Consider the following 16,779-nt stretch of genomic DNA (forward strand, 5'->3'; position numbering starts at 1 on the left):
CTGGGCGGAGGGAAATCGATGCCGGCGAGAGCGATCAGTCATGCGCGGACACCACCGTGAACCTGCCCTGCGCGCGTGCATCGGCACTGGACGCCCCCACCCTGACCTCGTAGGCACCGGGCCGCACCTCATACGCGGCGCGCGCTTCGTCATAGTGGCGCAGGGCCTGCGCTGCCTCCAGGGTGAACGTCACCGTGCGGTGTTCGCCCGGGGCCAGATGGATCCGCTGGAAGCCACGCAGCTCCTGCACGGCATCGCCGCTGCCAGCGTGCTCGCGCCGCACGTACAGCTGCACCACTTCGTCACCGCTGCGCGTGCCTGCGTTGGTCACATCGACCGCCACGCCCAGGCGGCCATCGGCGCGGAGGCTGTCTGCATCGAGGCGGAGCGTTCCATAGTCGAACCGCGTGTACGACAGGCCGTGACCGAACGGATAAAGCGGCGTGCCGCGGAAGTAGCGATAGGTTCGGCCCTCCATGGCGTAGTCGTCGAATGCCGGCAACGCTTCGCCGGCCTTGTAGAACGTCACTGGCAACCGGCCGGCGGGATTGACGTCGCCGAACAGCGCCTGGCCGACGGCGGTGCCGCCGCGCTGCCCGGGGTACCAGCTCATCAGGATCGCCGGCAGATGCGACTGCGCCCAGTCCACGGCGATCGCCGAGCCGCCGGTGAGCACCATCACCACCGGCTTGCCGGTAGCGTGCAGGGCCTCCAGCAGGGTGCGCTGCGGCGCGGGCAACCGCAGGTCGGTACGGTCGCCACCGGCAAAGCCTGGATAGTTGACCGTCATTTCCTCGCCTTCGACATCGCCGGTAAGGCCACCGACGAACACCACCACATCGGCTTCGCGTGCGGCATCGAGCGCTTCATCGAACGGCGCCTTGGCGCCGGGCATGCGCCAGCCCAGGCGCACGCCGGCATCGCGCTCGTCGTCGTAGTACTCCAGCGTCAGCGCGTAGGCACGCCCGGCCTGCAGCTCCAGTTCGATGCCCTCGGCATGCAGGCGATCTGTGTTCACCCAGTGATCGATCACGCGCTTGCCGTCCAGGTACAGGCGGTAGCCATCATCGCCGGCCACCTCCAGCCGGTAGCGGCCGGACACGGGTGGCAGCAGTTGGCCGCTCCAGCGGATGCTGAAGCGATCGTTCGGGATCCCCTGCCCCGGTGCCGCTTCGCCGCGTGCCAGCAGGTTGTCGGTCGGCGAGCCGCGGTCCCAGCGGAAGCCGATCTGCGCGTCGGTACGCACCAGGGCCGGCGTACCGGACAGGTCGGGCGTGCGGAAGTACTCGCCACGCAGGCCACGCTCGGGCGAGTCCGCCGAAGGCCGCAGGAAGGTCGGCTCGATCAACGGCGTGGCACCGGGATCGTCGCGGCCCTCCACCAGGTCCACGCCGCGGGCATAGCGAACCTCGACGCCCTTGGCCGCCTCGCGTATGCCCTGCAGGATCGTGACCGGCGCGGCCGGTGTGCCGAAGTAGTTGCCGAGCAGCGCCATGGTGTCGTCGGCAGTGGGTCCGACCACGGCAATGCGCTTGATGTCGCGTGACAGCGGCAGGATGCCGTCGTTCTTCAGCAGCACCAGCGACGCCTGCGCGGCCTTGAGCGCCAGCGCATCATGGGCCGGGGCCTGGTTCACCGAGGCCGGAATGCGCGCCCAGCGCACCCGCTCCGGCGGGTCGAACATGCCCAGGCGCATCCGTGCGGTGAACAGACGGGTCACCGCATCGTCGATCTCCGCTTCGCTGATCAAACCCTGACGCACGGCTGACGGAAGCGTGGCGTACTCCTGGCCGCATTCCAGCTCGGTGCCATTCCTGACCGCCAGCGCCGCAGCGGCTTCGCGCGTGGTCACGATATGGTGGTGCTTCCAGATGTCGACGATGGCCCAGCAGTCCGAGACCACGTAGCCCTTGAAGCCCCAGTCGCGTCGCAGCACATCGCGCAGCAGGAAACGGCTGGCACTGGCGGACTCGCCGTACACGCGGTTGTAGGCGCCCATCACAGCATCGACGTCGCCCTCCTTGACCAGCGCCTCGAATGCCGGCAGGTAGGTGTCATACAGGTCGCGCCGGCTGGGCCGTGCATCGAAGTGATGGCGGTCGGCCTCCGGCCCGCTGTGCACGGCCAGATGCTTGGCGGTGGCGTCCAGCTTGCGGTAGACGGGGTCGTCGCCCTGCAGGCCACGTACGAAGGCCACGCCCATGCGCGCGGTGAGGTACGGGTCCTCGCCATAGGTTTCCTGTCCGCGGCCCCAGCGCGGGTCGCGGAAGACGTTGACGTTCGGCGACCAGAAGGTCAGCCCCTGGTAACGGCCGTGCGCGCCTTCGCGGAGGAACTGGTGGTGCTTTGCGCGGGCCTCATCGCTGATCGTCGTGGCCACCTGCCCCATCAACGGCACATCGAAGGTCGCGGCCAGGCCGATCGCCTGCGGAAAGACCGTGGCCTGCCCTGCCCGTGCCACGCCATGCAGTCCCTCATTCCACCAGTCGTAGGCGGGCACACCCAGGCGTTCGATTGCCGGCGCGGCGTTCTGCATCTGCGCGGCTTTCTCTTCCAGCGTCATCTGCGCGACGAGTGAGGCAGCCCGTTGCTCGAAGCTGGCCGAAACGTCCAGCCAGGGCCGCGGCGCGGCTGCGGATGCGGCCGCCGCGATGCAGGTCAGAACGAACACAGTGAGCCCGCGCCGCAACGTGCGGCGACGGGCGTTGGACGACAGCGACAGCCTCATTTGCTTCTCCCGGTGCGCTCATCGCGCGCGAAGGGACCCAGCAGTGCGCCTACGAAGCCGCCCGCCCGGTCCGTGCTCAGAACGGTGCCATCCACCTTGCCTGCAAGCAGTTGCCAGCCCTGCCCGTCGCCGGTATCGAACGAGAACGCGTAGTCGCCCTCGTTGCCGTCGATCTTCAGGCGCAACGCGTCCGGTGCCCGCACCTCGCGGGTCGCCACGATGCGCGTACTGCCACCGCCATCACGAACTTCCAGGAAGAGCGAAAGTCGCTCGTCCGGAAGGCTGCGAACGCCAAGGAAGTACCAGTACGCCTCGCTCTGGAACGCCGCCAGGCCGGCCGCCACGCCAGGCCCCGGCCGGCTCATCGCGGCGCTCGCCTCGAAGCGCAGGTGCTGCTGGCGTCGGCCAAGGAACGCGGGATTGCGCAGCGTGTCCAGATCCTCGGCAAGCGGGTGCACGGCCAGCATTCCCGGGCGCGTGGCGAGGTCGGCCCAGGCGTGCTTGGGCACCCGCACGCGCAGCCACTGGCGATCGAGCCTCGGGCCATCGAAGTTGTCGCGCTCGACGAAGTTGCCGGTCGAGGGGGCCTGGGATGCCTCGCCCTGCATCCACGACGGCGCCTTGACCACATAGGGGATGGGCTGGTCGGCCGGCAGGATCCGTGGCCAGCCGTCCTGCCAGCGCACCGGCAGCAGATAGGTCTCGCGCCCGGTGTTGTAGTGCCGCGTCTGATAGTTGCGGCTGGCCAGGAACACCGCCCACCACGAACCGTCCGGGCCTTCGACCAGGTCGGCATGGCCGGCATTGGTGATCGGTAGCGGTCGGTCCTCGGGCAGCTCGCGCTGGGTCAGGATCGGATTGCCCGCGTAGGGGTCATACGGGCCCCACACGGTGCGGCTGCGCAGCACCACCTGGGAGTGCTGCGGCCCGGTGCCGCCTTCGGCATCGGACAGGTAATACCAGCCCTGGCGCTTGTAGATGTGGGGGCCTTCGATCCAGATCGGGTTCTTCGCCGGCTCCACGCCCGCGTCGACCAGCACCCGGCGCGGCCCCACCGGCTTGAAGGCAGCCAGATCGATCTGCTGCATCCAGATGGCGCGGTGCCCGTCGTAGCGTGGTGTGCCGGGCGGCGCGTCGTTGTTGACCAGGTACACCTTGCCGTCGTCATCGAAGAACAGTGATGGATCGATGCCATCGATGCCGGGCAGCCAGTGCGGATCGGACCACGGACCGGCCGGGTCGCGCGCGGTGGCAATGAAGTTGCCACCACTGTCGGTGGCCGTGGTCACCACGTAGAAGACCCCATCGTGGTATTCGATGGTGGGCGCGAAGATGCCGCGCGAGACGCTCAGCCCGTCGAAATCCAGCTGCGTGGCGCGGTCGATCACGTTGCCGATCTGCTTCCAGTGAACCAGGTCGGCACTCTCGAACACCGGAATGCCCGGGAAATAGGTGAAGCTGGAATTGACCAGGTAGAACCGGCCGTTCGCGCTCACGATGCTGGGATCGGCATGGAAGCCGGCCAGCACCGGATTGCGGTAGTGGCCGGCCGGCAGCGGCGTGTCGAAGGCCGCGTCGTGGCCGCGGTATTCGAACCAGTCGAAGTACACCGGCGGTGCGTCCGGCGGCGCGCTGGCCGGGCTGGTTGCGGCCGACAGCAGGAGTGCCGCCGCCAGCAGGTGGCGCGCCATCGACCTCAGGCCGGCCCTGTCGCGGACCGGAGGGGACTGCTTGGACAGCGTCATCATCGTCGCGTCTCGGCTTCGGCAATGGGAAGTTCGAACGGGCCTGCCGGTGCCCCGCTGCCGTCGCGCAGCGTGCACACCGGGCCATCGGCCCAGCAGTAGCGGACATGCGTTGCGTGCGTCGACAGCGGGCCGCGCAGCAGGATCCGGCGCCCATCCAGTTCAGCGTCGCCGTAGTCGCAGTGGCCGCTATCACCCCTGGTCTCGCACAGTTCAAAACCAATCGGACGCAGCGCGCCGGTCGCGGTGAGCACGCCTTCGACATCCTCGAACGCAATGGCCACGCCAGCGGGCGTGCGCACGGCCGTTACCGCTCGCGGACCCGACGGCGCCACGTCCTGCTTGCCGTACACCACGTGGCGCGCCAAGCGCGCCAGGCGGCGCCCGAGCTCCTGCTTGTTCGGCGGATGGATGTCATAGGCGTCGCCGATGTCGATGGCAATGGCGAGCCCGCTCAGCGCGTCCTCGGCGGCGACGCGCCGCTGCGCCTCACGCACCTGCGCCCAACCGCTGGCGGCGGGCGCCACCGGCGGCTGGCCGTAGCCGGCCAGCTGCACCAGCAGCAGTGGCGTGCGCGCACCGAACTGCCGCCGCCAGTCCTCGCGCAGCGCACGCAACCGCATCGCATACGTCGCACCATCGCTGGTGTTCGATTCACCTTGATACCAGAGCATGCCGCGCAGCCCGAAGCCCCCGAGCGGTGCGATCATCCCGTTGTACAGCGTCGACAGCCCGGTGGCGGCCTGCCATGGCGCGAAAGGCGGCGCCTGCTGGCCCGCCGCCACCCGGTATTTCCAGGGGCCCTGCAGTGCCACGCGCTCGCCGTTGTCGAACTGCAGGCCGTATGCCGTTGAGGGGCCGGCCAGGCCGCCTTCGCCGTAGGTGTCCAGCACATTGACCGCAATGCTGTTGGATCCCGCCTTCAACAGGCCACTCGGCAACGGATAGCGCCTCTGGCCGGCGCCGTACTGGCTGCCGACGGCGACCCCGTTCACCCAGGTCACGTCCACCTCGTCGGCCGATGCCAGCTCCAGGGTCGCGCCGCGTGCAGCCTGTTCAGCGCTCAGCACCACCTGCGTGCGATACCAGACCATGCCGTTGTAATCGGCAAGCGCGGGCTCGTTCCACCGCTCCCATGCGCCCAGTGTGGCCGGTGCGTGCGACCATGCGCGGTCATCGGTATCCGCGCGCCAAGGTGCGTCGCCCGGCAGCGCCCCTTCGCGCGTCTCCCACCAGTGCTGCCAGTGGCGGCCCCAGGCTGCGCGTGCCTCCAGCGGATCACGGGCAGAGCGCGCGAGAATATCGAGGGCCTCGTCCATGCCACCTTGCCCGCGCAGGGCATCGGTACTGGTCCAGGTCTCGATCCGCGAGCCGCCCCACGCTGCCTGGATCAGCCCCATCGGTACGGTAACCGTGCGCTGCAGTTCGCGGGCGAAATAGAAGCAGGCTGCAGAGAAGCCGCGCACCGAATCGGGCGTTGCCCGCGTCCATCCAGGGTCACCCTTGAAGCTCTCCTGCGCCTGCACGGCCGCGTCCTTCGGCACGCTGAACAGCCGGATCCGTTGCAGCGTGGCCGAGGCGATCTCGCTGGCTGCGTTGAGCGAGCGCCAGACCGGCAGCTCCATGTTCGACTGCCCCGCGCACAACCAGACGTCGCCGACCAGAAGATCCCGCGCCGTCTCACGCCGGGTCCCGGCGGTTGCCTCGAGGGTGTACGGGCCGCCTGCGGCGATGGCGGGGAACATGGCCTGCCAGCGGCCTGCCCTATCGGCCTGTGTGGCCACCGCCTGGCCCGCGAAGGTGGCCGATACCGCCTGCCCAGGGCTTGCCTGGCCCCAGACGGTGATCGGCCGGTCGCGCTGCAGGACCGCATGGTCCTGGAACAGCGGGTGCAGCAAACCCGTCGTTTCGCCGGCCGCCACCGGTGCGGCAAGCCACGCCAGCACCATCAACGCCGCCGCGCGCGCGGACCATCCGAACCGGTTCATCGCCCATCTCCGGGTGCGAAAGGAAACTGCAACGCCTGGTAGTACGACAACGGCTGTGGCGGTGGCCGTTCTCCCGCCGGCAGCGGTCGGCCGCTGACTGACTGGAAGTACGCCATACTGGCATCGCGCCACCACTGTGCTTCCTCACGCTGGATCTGCAGGAACGCCGCCACCTGCTGGTGCCGCTGCGGATCGATCCGGTCGCGCAGGCCCGCCCAGGTCGCCTGCATCGACTGCACCTGGTGCACACCCCGCGAATAGCGCCCGACCAGTTCGTCCCACAGCGTCCTGCCCGAGCGCATGCGGCGGTCCCACGGCACGTGATGGAACCACAGCAGCAGCGACTCGGGCACCCGCGCCGGATCGCCATAAACCCCGGCAACCGGCGGGAAGTACTGCCCCACGGCGTTGCTTCCGCTTGCGCTGCGGTCAAAACCGATGCCGTTGCGGTCTGCACGGTGGTAGTAGACCGACGTCCAGTCCGCACGCGGGCCGCCGTCCACCCAGGGGCCGGGACCGTAGTGATGGCCGCGTGCCATGAGGTGATGCAACCCGAGCGGCGTCATGTAGTCCACTGCCGCCTCGCGCGAGTCCATCATCATCCGCACGATCGGGCCGGTCACCTGCGGGTCGGGCGAGAAGGTCAGCGCGACCCAGTCCTCGGCAATGCCGCGCGCGGACTGCTGCGGATTCCATGCCAGTCGCCCGAACGCGTACCAGTTGGCCTGGTCGAAATGCGAGCCGCTCCAGGTGCGGTCTACGCCGATGTTCGCAACGCCGGCGATGCCGGTCAGTGCATGACCTTCCAACGAGCCATCGACCACGCGGGCGACCGTGGAGCCCTCGCCGCGTGCATGGGTGTCGGCCTGCAGCACTTCTTCGTAAAGCGTTGCCAGGTACACCAGGTGCGTCGCGAAACCCAGGTACTCCTTGGTGATCTGCAGTTCCATCATCAGCGGCGTGCGCGGCATGGCGCCGAACAGCGGATGGAACGGCTCGCGCGGCTGGAAGTCGATGGGACCGTTCTTCACCTGCACGATCACGTTGGGGCGGAAGGCACCGTCCAGCCCGACAAACTCGCTGTACGCCTGCTTGGCGCGATCTTCGGGGACCTGGTGCGAGTACACGAAGGCGCGCCACATCACTACGCCGTTGTAGGGCGCCAGCGCCTCGGCCAGCAGGTTGGCGCCGTCGGCATGGGAACGACCGTAATCCTGCGGGCCGGGTTGCCCCTCCGAGTTCGCCTTGACCAGGAAGCCGCCAAAATCCGGAATGCGCGCATGGATCTCATCGACCTTGTCGCGCCACCAGCGCCGCACAGCCGGATCCAGCGGATCAGCCGTTGCCAGGCCGCCAAGCTCAATGGGCGCACTGAAGCGCGCGCTCAGGTAGACCCGGATGCCATAGGGCCGGAACAGGTCGGCCAGCGCAGCGGCCTTGGCCAGATAGGCCGGCGACAGGCTCAGCGCACTGGCATTGACGTTGTTGAGGACGGTGCCGTTGATGCCGAGCGAGGCGTTGGCACGGGCGTAGTCCGTGTAGCGTGGGTCACGCCACTGCGGCAACGTCTGCCAGTCCCACAGCGAGCTGCCTGCATAGCCACGCTCGACGTAACGATCCAGGTTGTCCCAATGGTTGAGCACACGCAGTGCGACCTGCGGCGACTCACGCACATCCAGCGCCTGCAGTGGGGTGCCACGCTGCAGCAGGCGCAGCAGATGGAACATGCCATACAGCACGCCGACATCCTGGCGTGCCGCCACAAGCAGCACATCGCGCCCCTCGATCCGGACCCGCCGGATCAGGAAGCCCTCGTTGCCCAACGTGGCGATCTCGTTGCCGTACGCGGCGACGAGTGTCGAAGATTGCGGCGTGCCCAGCACCAGGGCACGCTCGGTACTGATTGCCGTTCGCATTGGCGGCGCCGCTCCCAGCAATCCAGGGAGGCTGCGCGCAAGCTCGTCGCGGGTGGCGCGCTGCATTGGCGTGCGATCCGGGGCCACCACTTCGGCCAGTTGCCGCCGGTAATCGGCAGCGACCGTTGCGGCAACCGGCTGGTAGCGCATCCACAGCGCATAGCCATCCTCCGCCCGTGCCCCGCCAACACAGGCCAGCAGCACGAGCAGGGCCCGCAGCTGCGTGCCGACAGCGCGCAACAACGGCGTTAACATGCGCCTTTGTAGACTACGTCCGGGCCCGGGGCAGCGCATCATCGTCCTTTGCACCCGCGCGGCAGCGCCACCAAGAACAAAGGGATCGTGCATTGGACAAGCCGAAGAAATCGGTTCGCCGCAGAACCGCAGGCGTGACGATCGACGAGGTTGCGGCCCTTGCCGGCGTTTCGCCGATGACCGTGTCGCGGGTAATCAACCAGGGCAAGGTGCGCGACGTCACCCGAGAGCGCGTGCTGCGCGCCGTGCGTGAGCTGGGCTATACGCCCAATCTTGCCGCCAGTTCGCTGGCCGCTGCACAGCACACGCGCATTGCGCTGATCTACACCAACCCCAGCGGCGCCTACCTGCGCGAACTGCTGGTGGGCCTGCTGCGCGTCGCCTCCAGTTCCGCCATCCAGCTGGTCATCGACTACTGGGACAACCTGGATGCCGAATCCGAACGCAGGGCGGCGCGTGCGCTCGCCGGACGCGTCGACGGCGTGATCCTGCCGCCGCCGCTGTGCGAATCGCAGGCCGCCGTAAGCGAACTGGTCAAGGCTGGCATTCCGGTGGTGGCCATCGCATCGGGTCGCCTGAGCGAGGCCCTGTCCTGCGTCCGCATCGACGATTTCAGTGCGGGCAGGGAAATGACCGATCACCTGCTCCGGCAGGGACACACCCGCATCGGTTTCATCCGTGGGCGCGATGACCTGAGCGCAAGTGCGCTCCGCTACGACGGCTTCGTCACCGCCCTGCGCGAGGCCGGGCTGGCGGTGGAGCCCGGCCTGGTCCAGCACGGTGACTACACCTACCGGTCCGGCCTGGCCGCGGCCGAGAAGCTGCTGTCCCAGCGCCGGCCACCGACCGCGATTTTCGCCAGCAACGACGACATGGGTGCCGCCGCCATCTCCGTGGCGCATCGGCGCGGGCTGGAAGTGCCACGCGACCTGTCGGTGGTGGGTTTCGATGACACCTCGGCCGCCACCACCGTGTGGCCGGAACTGACCACGATCCATCAGCCCATCGCCTCGATGGCCAACGCGGCCATCGACATCCTGCTGCGCACCATCCGCCGTCCTGCGGGGGACGCAACGGTGCTGCGCGAACATGTGATGCCGCATCGGCTGATCGCTCGCGGTTCGGTAGCCGCACCGCCCACGCGCCGGTAGCGCAGGCCCCGCCCTCATGCCTGCGCCTGCGCAGTACGCGGCAGGGTGTCGGTCAGGCCGGCAGCAATCATGCGCCGCATCCAAGGGCGACCTCGGCTTCGTTCAGTGCGCCCAGCGCGACGCGTGACACGGAGATCGTCATCGCATCGGCCGTCACCACCGACCACGGTCGGTCGATCGCGTCCAGCTTTGCACCCGCCTTGGCCAGGCACTTCAGCGGCACGCCAACGCGCTTCCACTGGCCTTGTGGAAGCGCCGCCAGCGACGGCCCGATGGCGATGCGTGCCGAGCAGCCCACGCCGCAACCGACCGACAGCCACGCCTCACCCTCCGGCGCAGCGTCCACGCGCAGCGTGGTCAGCAGCATCAGGTCACCGTTGGATTCGCGCTGCAGGTCCAGCGCCGTGTGCGAGTGCAGTGCAGCAACGGCCTCGCCCTTGCCCGACCAGGCCAGGCGGCGCCCATCCTCCTGCGCCAGATGATCCACGCCGGTGATCTTCAGCCGATCATCGGGCAATGCGTCCGGCACGCGGGTCACGGTCAGGCCCTGGCCTGCGGCCTGCTCAAGGCGCAGCGCCATGCCGGGGCCTGCATCACCGCGCGCGAAGAACACGCCGGTCGCGCCCTCGTTGCCGGTCACGCCCGATGCCTCCGGCAGCGCGGCCAGGTCGCCGTTGTCGGCGTAGGTCAGGCCGAAGCCGAACGCAAACAACGGATCGTAGTCCTTCTGGCCGACGTTGTTGGCGTACTGGGTGGCGGTGCGCGGCCAGCTGAAACTGAGCTTGCCCTTGAAATCGTGCTGCACCCGGCCATCGCTCCCGCGCAGCAGTACATCGGCAATGCCGGCGCCTTCCGAGCCCGGCAGCCACGCGGCCACGAAGGCATCGGCGGCATTGATTTCCCGGTTCACCCAGAGCGGCCGCCCGCTCAGGAAGACCGCGACGACCGGTATGCCATCGGCCTTGAGCCGCTTGAGCAGCGCCAGATCCGTTTCGTTGCCGGGCTTGTAGGCCAGCGTCGGCCGGTCTCCCTGGAACTCGGCATAGGGGTCTTCGCCAAACACCACCACCGCCACGTCGGGTTTCACTGCATAGCGACCGTCAACGGCAAGCACGGCTTCACCACCGGCCGCCCTGGCCTGGTGCGCGATGCCCTCGTAGATGGAGTCCGCATTGGGGAAGTCCTTGCGGGTGGTGCCGGTGCCCTGCCAGTTGAGCGTCCAGCCGCCGGCCTGCTTGCCGACATCGTTGGCACCGTCGCCGGCCACGAGGATCCGCTGCTTCGGCGACAGCGGCAGGACGCCGTTCTGGTTCTTCAGCAGGACCAGCGATTCGCGCACGGCCTGCCGGGCCACCGCGCGATGTGCCGGCGCGCCGATCAGTGCGAACTGCCCGCCAACGGCCCGCGTGGACGGCCTGCCGGCCTCGAACAGCCCCAGGCGGAACTTGACCCGCAGGATCCGGCGCACCGCATCGTCCAGGCGCTGCGGCGTTATCCGGCCGTCCTTCACCGCAGCCAGCGTCGTCTCGTAGAAGCCTTCCCAGCTGTCCGAGGCCATCGCCATGTCCAGGCCCGCGTTGATCGTGGCCGGGCAGTCCGTGGTGGTGCAGCCCTTGACCTGGCCATGACCATTCCAGTCGCCCACCACGAAACCACCGAAGTTCATGCGTCCCTTGAGCACATCGGTGAGGTAGTGCCGGTGCCCGTGCATCTTTTCACCGTTGACGCTGTTGAACGATGCCATCGCGGTCTGCGCGCCGGCGGCGATGGCCGGCGGGTATCCGGCGGCGTGGATGCGTACCAGGTCCGGCTCACTGATGCGGGTGTCGCCCTGGTCCTTGCCGTCGGTGGTGCCGCCATCACCGAGAAAGTGCTTCACTGAGGCGATCACATGGCGGCCATCGAGGAACTCCGGTGTTCCCACCCTGCCCTGCAATCCCTCCACCATGGCGCCGGCATAGCTGGCCACCACCTCGGGCGATTCCGAGTAGCCCTCGTAGCTGCGGCCCCAGCGATCATCCTGGGGTACCGCAACGGTCGGTGCGAACGTCCACTCCATGCCGGTGACGCGGGTTTCCAGCGCGGTGATGCCACCGATCTGCCGCAGCAGCTCCGGATTGCGCGTGGCGCCCAGCCCGATGTTGTGCGGGAACAACGTGGCGCCAATGATGTTGCTCTGCCCATGCACGGCATCGATGCCGAACAGCAGCGGAATGGCCTTGCCGCCTTTCGACGTGTCCATGGAGGCGTCGTAGAAGGCGTCTGCCAGCGCCAGCCACTCGGCTGGCGACGCATCGTAGCGGCCACCGGGGTCGGAATTGCCGCCGGCCAGGATCGAACCAAGGCGGTAGCGCCGCACGTCATCGGGGGTGAGGCTGGCGATGTCGCCCTGCACGAGCTGGCCGACCTTTTCCTCCACCGTCATGGCGGCCATCAGGTCGGTGATCCGCTTCTCCAGCGCAGGATCCGCGGCCAGTGGCCAGGTGACCTGTGGCCACGGGTCGCTGGCGGCTCCCGCAGTGGCGGCGGGCCGGTCCTGGCCGTGGCAGCCCAGCAACGCCAGCGTCAGCACGGCGACCAGCACGCCGCTGCGGGATAAGGAGGTCTGCGATGTCATGGCGCTCATCCTTCCATCTGCTCCAGTTCCTTGCCCTTGGTCTCGTGCACATGCCGGACCACGAAAATCACCGAGATGATCGCCGCCACCAGGTAGATGCCGTAGGTGGCCGCCAGCCCTGCCGCGGCCAGCAGCATCGGGAACGTCACCGTGATCACGAAGTTGGAGGTCCATTGCGCTGCGCCGGCGACCGCCAGTGCCGAACCGCGGATCTGGTTCGGGAACATCTCGCCCAGCATCACCCACATCACCGGCCCCCACGACAGGTTGAAGAACACGACATAGGCATTGGCCGCCACCAGCGCCAGCGTGCCCATGCGCCCGGGTAGCTGCAGATGCCCGTCGGCCAGTGAACCACTTGCAAACGCGACCACCACCAGTGCAAGCGACAGCGACATCCCGGCCGAGCCGAACCACAGCAGGGGCTTGCGGCCGATCCGGTCGATCAGCAGCACCGTGACCACGCAGGCACCGATGCTCAGCGCGCCGGACAGCACGTTGATCAGCAGCGCGTCGTTTTCGGAAAAGCCGACCGCCTGCCACAGCACGGCGCCGTAATAGAACACCACGTTGATGCCGACCAGCTGCTGGAAGCAGGCCAGCCCGACGCCGACCCACACAATCGGGCGGATCCGCCCGGTCGCCCGGCTCTTCAGATCGGACAGGCGCGGGCGATGGTGGTCGTTGGACAGCGAGGCATCGATCTCTTCGAGCGTGGCGCGGGCCTTGTCGTTGCCGAGCAGCCGGGTGAGCACGCGCAGCGCGTCGTCCTTGCGCCGCTTCACCACCAGGTAGCGCGGGCTCTCAGGAATGGTCAGCAACAGCAGCAGGAACACCAGCGATGGCGCGGCCTGCATCCAGAACATCCAGCGCCAGGCAGCCTGTCCGGCCCACAGCGGCTCGGTCGACGCGCCCGCTGCGGCCGCCAGCAGGTAGTTGGACAGGAAGGCAGCGGTGAGCCCGGTGATGATCGCGATCTGCTGCACCGTGGCCAGGCGGCCGCGATAGCGGGCCGGAGCGACCTCGGCAATGTAGGCCGGCGAGATCACGCTCGCCGCGCCTACCGCGAACCCACCCACCACCCGCGCCGCAATGAACCAGCCCGACGAGGCCGCCGCCCCGGCACCGAGTGCCGACAGCAGGAACATCACCGCCGACAGGATCAGCACGTTGCGACGGCCGAGGCGGTCGGCCAGGCGGCCGGCACTGAACGCGCCCACCGCACAGCCCAGCAGCATCGACGCGATCTCGAACCCCTGCATCCATTCACCGGACCGGAACGCCTGGTGCAGGCCGTCCTGGGTGCCGTTGATCACGCCGCTGTCGAAGCCGAACAGAAAACCGCCAATCGTCGCTACCACGCTGATCAGTACGATCAGCCGGGTGTTCTCACCGCTGCCTGCTGCCTGGTTCATTCCCGTCCCCTTGAGTGCACCGTTGCCGCGCTCAGCGCAGCAGGTACTGGTTGAGCAGGTTTTCGTAACGCTCCTGCTTGCCGCTGGCCTGGTGCGGTTCGCCGAGGCGGGCGGCCAGGCCCGCCAGGTCCGGCAGGCTGAGCGTGCCACGCTCGAACTCCTGGCCGGCGCCGCTGTCGAAACTCGCGTAGCGCTCCTTGCGCCATTGCTCCCAGGGCGACTCGGTCAGCAGTGCATGGGCAACCTCCAGCCCGCGTGCGAACGCATCCATGCCGCCGATATGGGCAATGAACAGATCCTCAAGGTCGGTCGACTCACGGCGCACTTTGGCATCGAAGTTCAACCCGCCCTCCAGCCCGCCCTGGCGCAGCACGACCAGCATCGCACCCACCGTGTCGTACAGATCGCTGGGGAACTGGTCGGTGTCCCAGCCGTTCTGCGCGTTGCCGCGGTTGGCATCGATGCTGCCGAGCAGGCCATGGTCGGACGCAACCTGCAGGTCGTGCTCGAAGGTGTGCCCGGACAACGTGGCGTGGTTGGCTTCGATGTTGAGCTTGAAGTCCTTGTCCAGCCCATGCTCCTTCAGGAAGCCCACCACCGTGGCACTGTCGAAGTCATACTGGTGCTTCATCGGCTCCATCGGCTTGGGCTCGATCAGGAAGTTGCCCTTCAGGCCGATGCTGCGGCCGTAGTCGCGGGCCATGGTGAGGAAGCGCGCGAAATGTTCGATCTCGCGCTTCATCTGGGTATTGGCCAGCGACGCATAACCTTCGCGTCCGCCCCAGAACACGTAGTGCTCGCCGCCGAGTTCGACCGTGGCCTCCAGCGCGGCCTTGACCTGCACCGCTGCGCGCGCGACCACCGCGAAGTCGGGGTTGGTCGATGCGCCGTTCATGTAACGCGGGTGCGAGAACAGGTTGGCCGTGCCCCACAGCAGCTTGACGCCGGTGGCCTCCTGGCGCGCCTTGGCCAGGGCCACCATGTGCGAGAGGTTCTTCTGGTACTGGCCGATGTCGTCGGCATCCGGCGCCAGGTCGATATCGTGGAAGCACCAGTACGGCACGCCCAGCTTGGTGAAGAACTCGAACGCCGCGTCCACCTTCGCTTCGGCCGTGGCCAGTGGCGAGGCTGCGTCCCACGGGAACTGCCGGGTACCCGGGCCGAACGGATCGTGCCCGGCATTGCAGAAGGTGTGCCAGTAGCACACGGCGAAGCGCAGATGCTCCTGCATGGTCTTGCCACCGATGACCCGGTTCGCATCGTAGACCTTGAAGGCAAGCGGATTGTCCGAGCCCTTGCCCTCGAACGGAATGCGGCCGACGCCGGGGAAGTACTCCTTGGCGCCGATGAAGGGCTGCGTGCTCATGGTGCGTGCTCCTGTCGTTGTACGGGGTGTCGTGGAGGAGCCATCAACCGCGCTGCAGCGGCGTGATGGCATCAAGATGGCTGAGGAAGCGTGCGTAGGCCCGTGCATAGGCAGCGCTGCGATCCGGATCCGGCCGTGCGGACAGCGCCGGATCGACGGTGACGTGGCGCGCGGTGATGTCGCTGATCGATGTGGCGTCTCCCTGCGCCCGGGCGAGCGCCCACAGCGCCTGCAGTGCCGCACCAAACGCCGCGCCTTCGGCCTGCACCGGGACGTCCACCGGCAGGCCGAATACATCGGCCACCAGCTGACGCCAGGCCGCGCTGTTGCTGCCGCCGCCGGTGAGCACGATGCGATCGAACTGCATGCCCGCGCGGACGAAGGCGTCGTAGCCGTACCTCAGGCTGTAGGTCGCGCCCTCCACGGCGGCGCGGTACACGTGCGCCGGGGTGAAATTGGCGATGTCCAGGCCTGCCAGCACGCCCTTGCCCAGCGGCAGGTCGGGGGTACGTTCGCCATTGAGGAACGGCAGCATCACCAGCCCCCCTGCGCCCGGCGGCGTCGCGTGGAGGTGCGCATCGCCGTCGCGGCTGCTGAAACCAAAGGCGCTGGCCACGCGTTCGGTGGCCACGGTGCAGTTCATGGTGCAGATCAGCGGCAGCCAGCCGCCGGTGGACGAGCAGAACGCCGCCCACGCACCGTCCGGATCGATCACCGGCGAGCCGGAATAGGCGAACAGCGTTCCGGAGGTTCCCAGGCTCATCGCCAGCCGACCTTCCGTGACGCAGCCGGTGCCGATCGCCGCCATCATGTTGTCGCCGCCGCCAACGGCCACCTTCACCGCCGCTGCAAGCCCGAGCGCGGCCGCGGCCTTCGGCGCGATATCAAACAGGGCGTCGGGTGCGGCGATCGGCGGCAGGCAGGCGGCAAGATCAAGATCAGGATCGGTGGCGCGCAGCAGTTCCTGCGACCAGGTGCGTGTGCGCACGTCCAGCCAGCCGGTTCCGGACGCATCGCCAAGCTCGCAGAACCGCTGCCCGGTCAACACGAAATTCAGGTAGTCGTGTGGCAGCAGGATGGTCGCCAGCCGCGCATAGGCGTCGGCACGGTGGATCCGGGTCCAGGGCAGCTTGGACGCTGTGTAGCCGGCCAGGATCGGGTTGCCCGCCAGCGCGATGGTCCGTTGGAACCCGCCCACGGCGTCCATGATCTGGATGCATTCGGCCGAGGTGCTGGTGTCGCACCACAGCTTGGCCGGCGCCAGTACCTCGCCAGCATCATCAACCGGCACGAACCCATGCTGCTGCCCCGATACCGCCAGCGCGACGATGCGAGCGCGCAGCGAGGGATCGATCCTGGCAAAGCAGTCGCGCAGGGCCGACACCCAGTCGGCAGGCGCCTGTTCACGGCTGCCGTCGGCACCGCTGTCCAGCGCGAGCGGCACGCTGGCCGAGGCCACCACCACCTGCGTCCGCGGGTCATAGACCAGCACCTTCAGGCTCTGCGTCCCTGCATCGATCCCTGCAACCAGACCCATCGAAACCGCCTCCGATCAAAAAAAAGGTAGCGCTAACATTCCGTGGACTCAAAAAGGGGGC

Annotated in this window: 9 protein-coding genes; 1 reads left to right on the forward strand and 8 read right to left on the reverse strand. The window is 68.1% G+C overall.

The features are described 5' to 3' along the window. Positions 1-34: 34 nt before the first annotated feature. From AC5P98_RS18505 to AC5P98_RS18520, 4 genes are read right to left on the reverse strand one after another with little or no spacing between them, the layout of a single operon-like run. Complete coding sequence (locus AC5P98_RS18505) at positions 35-2,728, reverse strand: glycoside hydrolase family 3 protein (RefSeq protein WP_080354543.1); 2,694 nt, start codon at positions 2,726-2,728, stop codon at positions 35-37. Beyond that, a complete protein-coding gene (locus AC5P98_RS18510; RefSeq protein ID WP_495230152.1) occupies positions 2,725-4,419 on the reverse strand; it encodes a glycoside hydrolase family 43 protein in 1,695 nt (564 codons plus the stop codon). Before AC5P98_RS18510 ends, AC5P98_RS18505 begins: the two co-directional genes overlap by 4 nt. Positions 4,420-4,472: 53 nt before the next feature. After that, positions 4,473-6,461: a sialate O-acetylesterase gene (locus tag AC5P98_RS18515; protein WP_100450081.1), complete on the reverse strand. Its 1,989-nt coding sequence runs from the start codon at positions 6,459-6,461 to the stop codon at positions 4,473-4,475. Further along, the gene (locus tag AC5P98_RS18520) at positions 6,458-8,632 is read right to left on the reverse strand and encodes an alpha-glucuronidase family glycosyl hydrolase (RefSeq protein ID WP_239524690.1); all 2,175 of its coding nucleotides are present in this window, start codon (positions 8,630-8,632) and stop codon (positions 6,458-6,460) included. The genes AC5P98_RS18515 and AC5P98_RS18520 overlap by 4 nt, the downstream gene beginning before the upstream one ends. Positions 8,633-8,724: 92 nt before the next feature. Here AC5P98_RS18520 and AC5P98_RS18525 point away from each other — a divergent pair, with 92 nt between their 5' ends. Then, positions 8,725-9,783 carry a LacI family DNA-binding transcriptional regulator gene (locus AC5P98_RS18525; RefSeq protein WP_014647205.1) on the forward strand — a complete coding sequence of 353 codons (1,059 nt, stop codon included), beginning with the start codon at positions 8,725-8,727 and terminating at the stop codon, positions 9,781-9,783. A 67-nt stretch (positions 9,784-9,850) separates the two neighbouring features. On the opposite strand, the gene AC5P98_RS18530 is transcribed toward AC5P98_RS18525, so the two are convergent. The 4 genes from AC5P98_RS18530 to xylB are packed head-to-tail and all read right to left on the reverse strand — an operon-like array spanning position 9,851 to position 16,718. After that, positions 9,851-12,409: a glycoside hydrolase family 3 protein gene (locus AC5P98_RS18530; protein ID WP_087786529.1), complete on the reverse strand. Its 2,559-nt coding sequence runs from the start codon at positions 12,407-12,409 to the stop codon at positions 9,851-9,853. Beyond that, entirely contained in the window at positions 12,406-13,815 is a 1,410-nt protein-coding gene (locus AC5P98_RS18535) for a sugar porter family MFS transporter (protein WP_049406254.1), read from the reverse strand. Before AC5P98_RS18535 ends, AC5P98_RS18530 begins: the two co-directional genes overlap by 4 nt. A 31-nt stretch (positions 13,816-13,846) precedes the next feature. Continuing rightward, complete coding sequence (xylA, locus tag AC5P98_RS18540) at positions 13,847-15,181, reverse strand: xylose isomerase (protein ID WP_049406256.1); 1,335 nt, start codon at positions 15,179-15,181, stop codon at positions 13,847-13,849. Between the two features lie 43 nt (positions 15,182-15,224). Beyond that, positions 15,225-16,718: a xylulokinase gene (xylB, locus tag AC5P98_RS18545; RefSeq protein ID WP_049406258.1), complete on the reverse strand. Its 1,494-nt coding sequence runs from the start codon at positions 16,716-16,718 to the stop codon at positions 15,225-15,227. Between the last annotated feature and the right edge of the window lie 61 nt (positions 16,719-16,779).

Source organism: Stenotrophomonas sp. YJH_SMC_135 (assembly GCF_059372355.1).

Coding starts and splice junctions, on each gene's coding strand:
- AC5P98_RS18505 (WP_080354543.1), bottom strand. CDS start 2,728: ATGAGGCTGTCGCTGTCGTCCAACGCCCGTCGCCGCACGTTGCGGCGC.
- AC5P98_RS18510 (WP_495230152.1), bottom strand. CDS start 4,419: ATGGCGCGCCACCTGCTGGCGGCGGCACTCCTGCTGTCGGCCGCAACC.
- AC5P98_RS18515 (WP_100450081.1), bottom strand. CDS start 6,461: ATGAACCGGTTCGGATGGTCCGCGCGCGCGGCGGCGTTGATGGTGCTG.
- AC5P98_RS18520 (WP_239524690.1), bottom strand. CDS start 8,632: ATGTTAACGCCGTTGTTGCGCGCTGTCGGCACGCAGCTGCGGGCCCTG.
- AC5P98_RS18530 (WP_087786529.1), bottom strand. CDS start 12,409: ATGAGCGCCATGACATCGCAGACCTCCTTATCCCGCAGCGGCGTGCTG.
- AC5P98_RS18535 (WP_049406254.1), bottom strand. CDS start 13,815: ATGAACCAGGCAGCAGGCAGCGGTGAGAACACCCGGCTGATCGTACTG.
- xylA (WP_049406256.1), bottom strand. CDS start 15,181: ATGAGCACGCAGCCCTTCATCGGCGCCAAGGAGTACTTCCCCGGCGTC.
- xylB (WP_049406258.1), bottom strand. CDS start 16,718: ATGGGTCTGGTTGCAGGGATCGATGCAGGGACGCAGAGCCTGAAGGTG.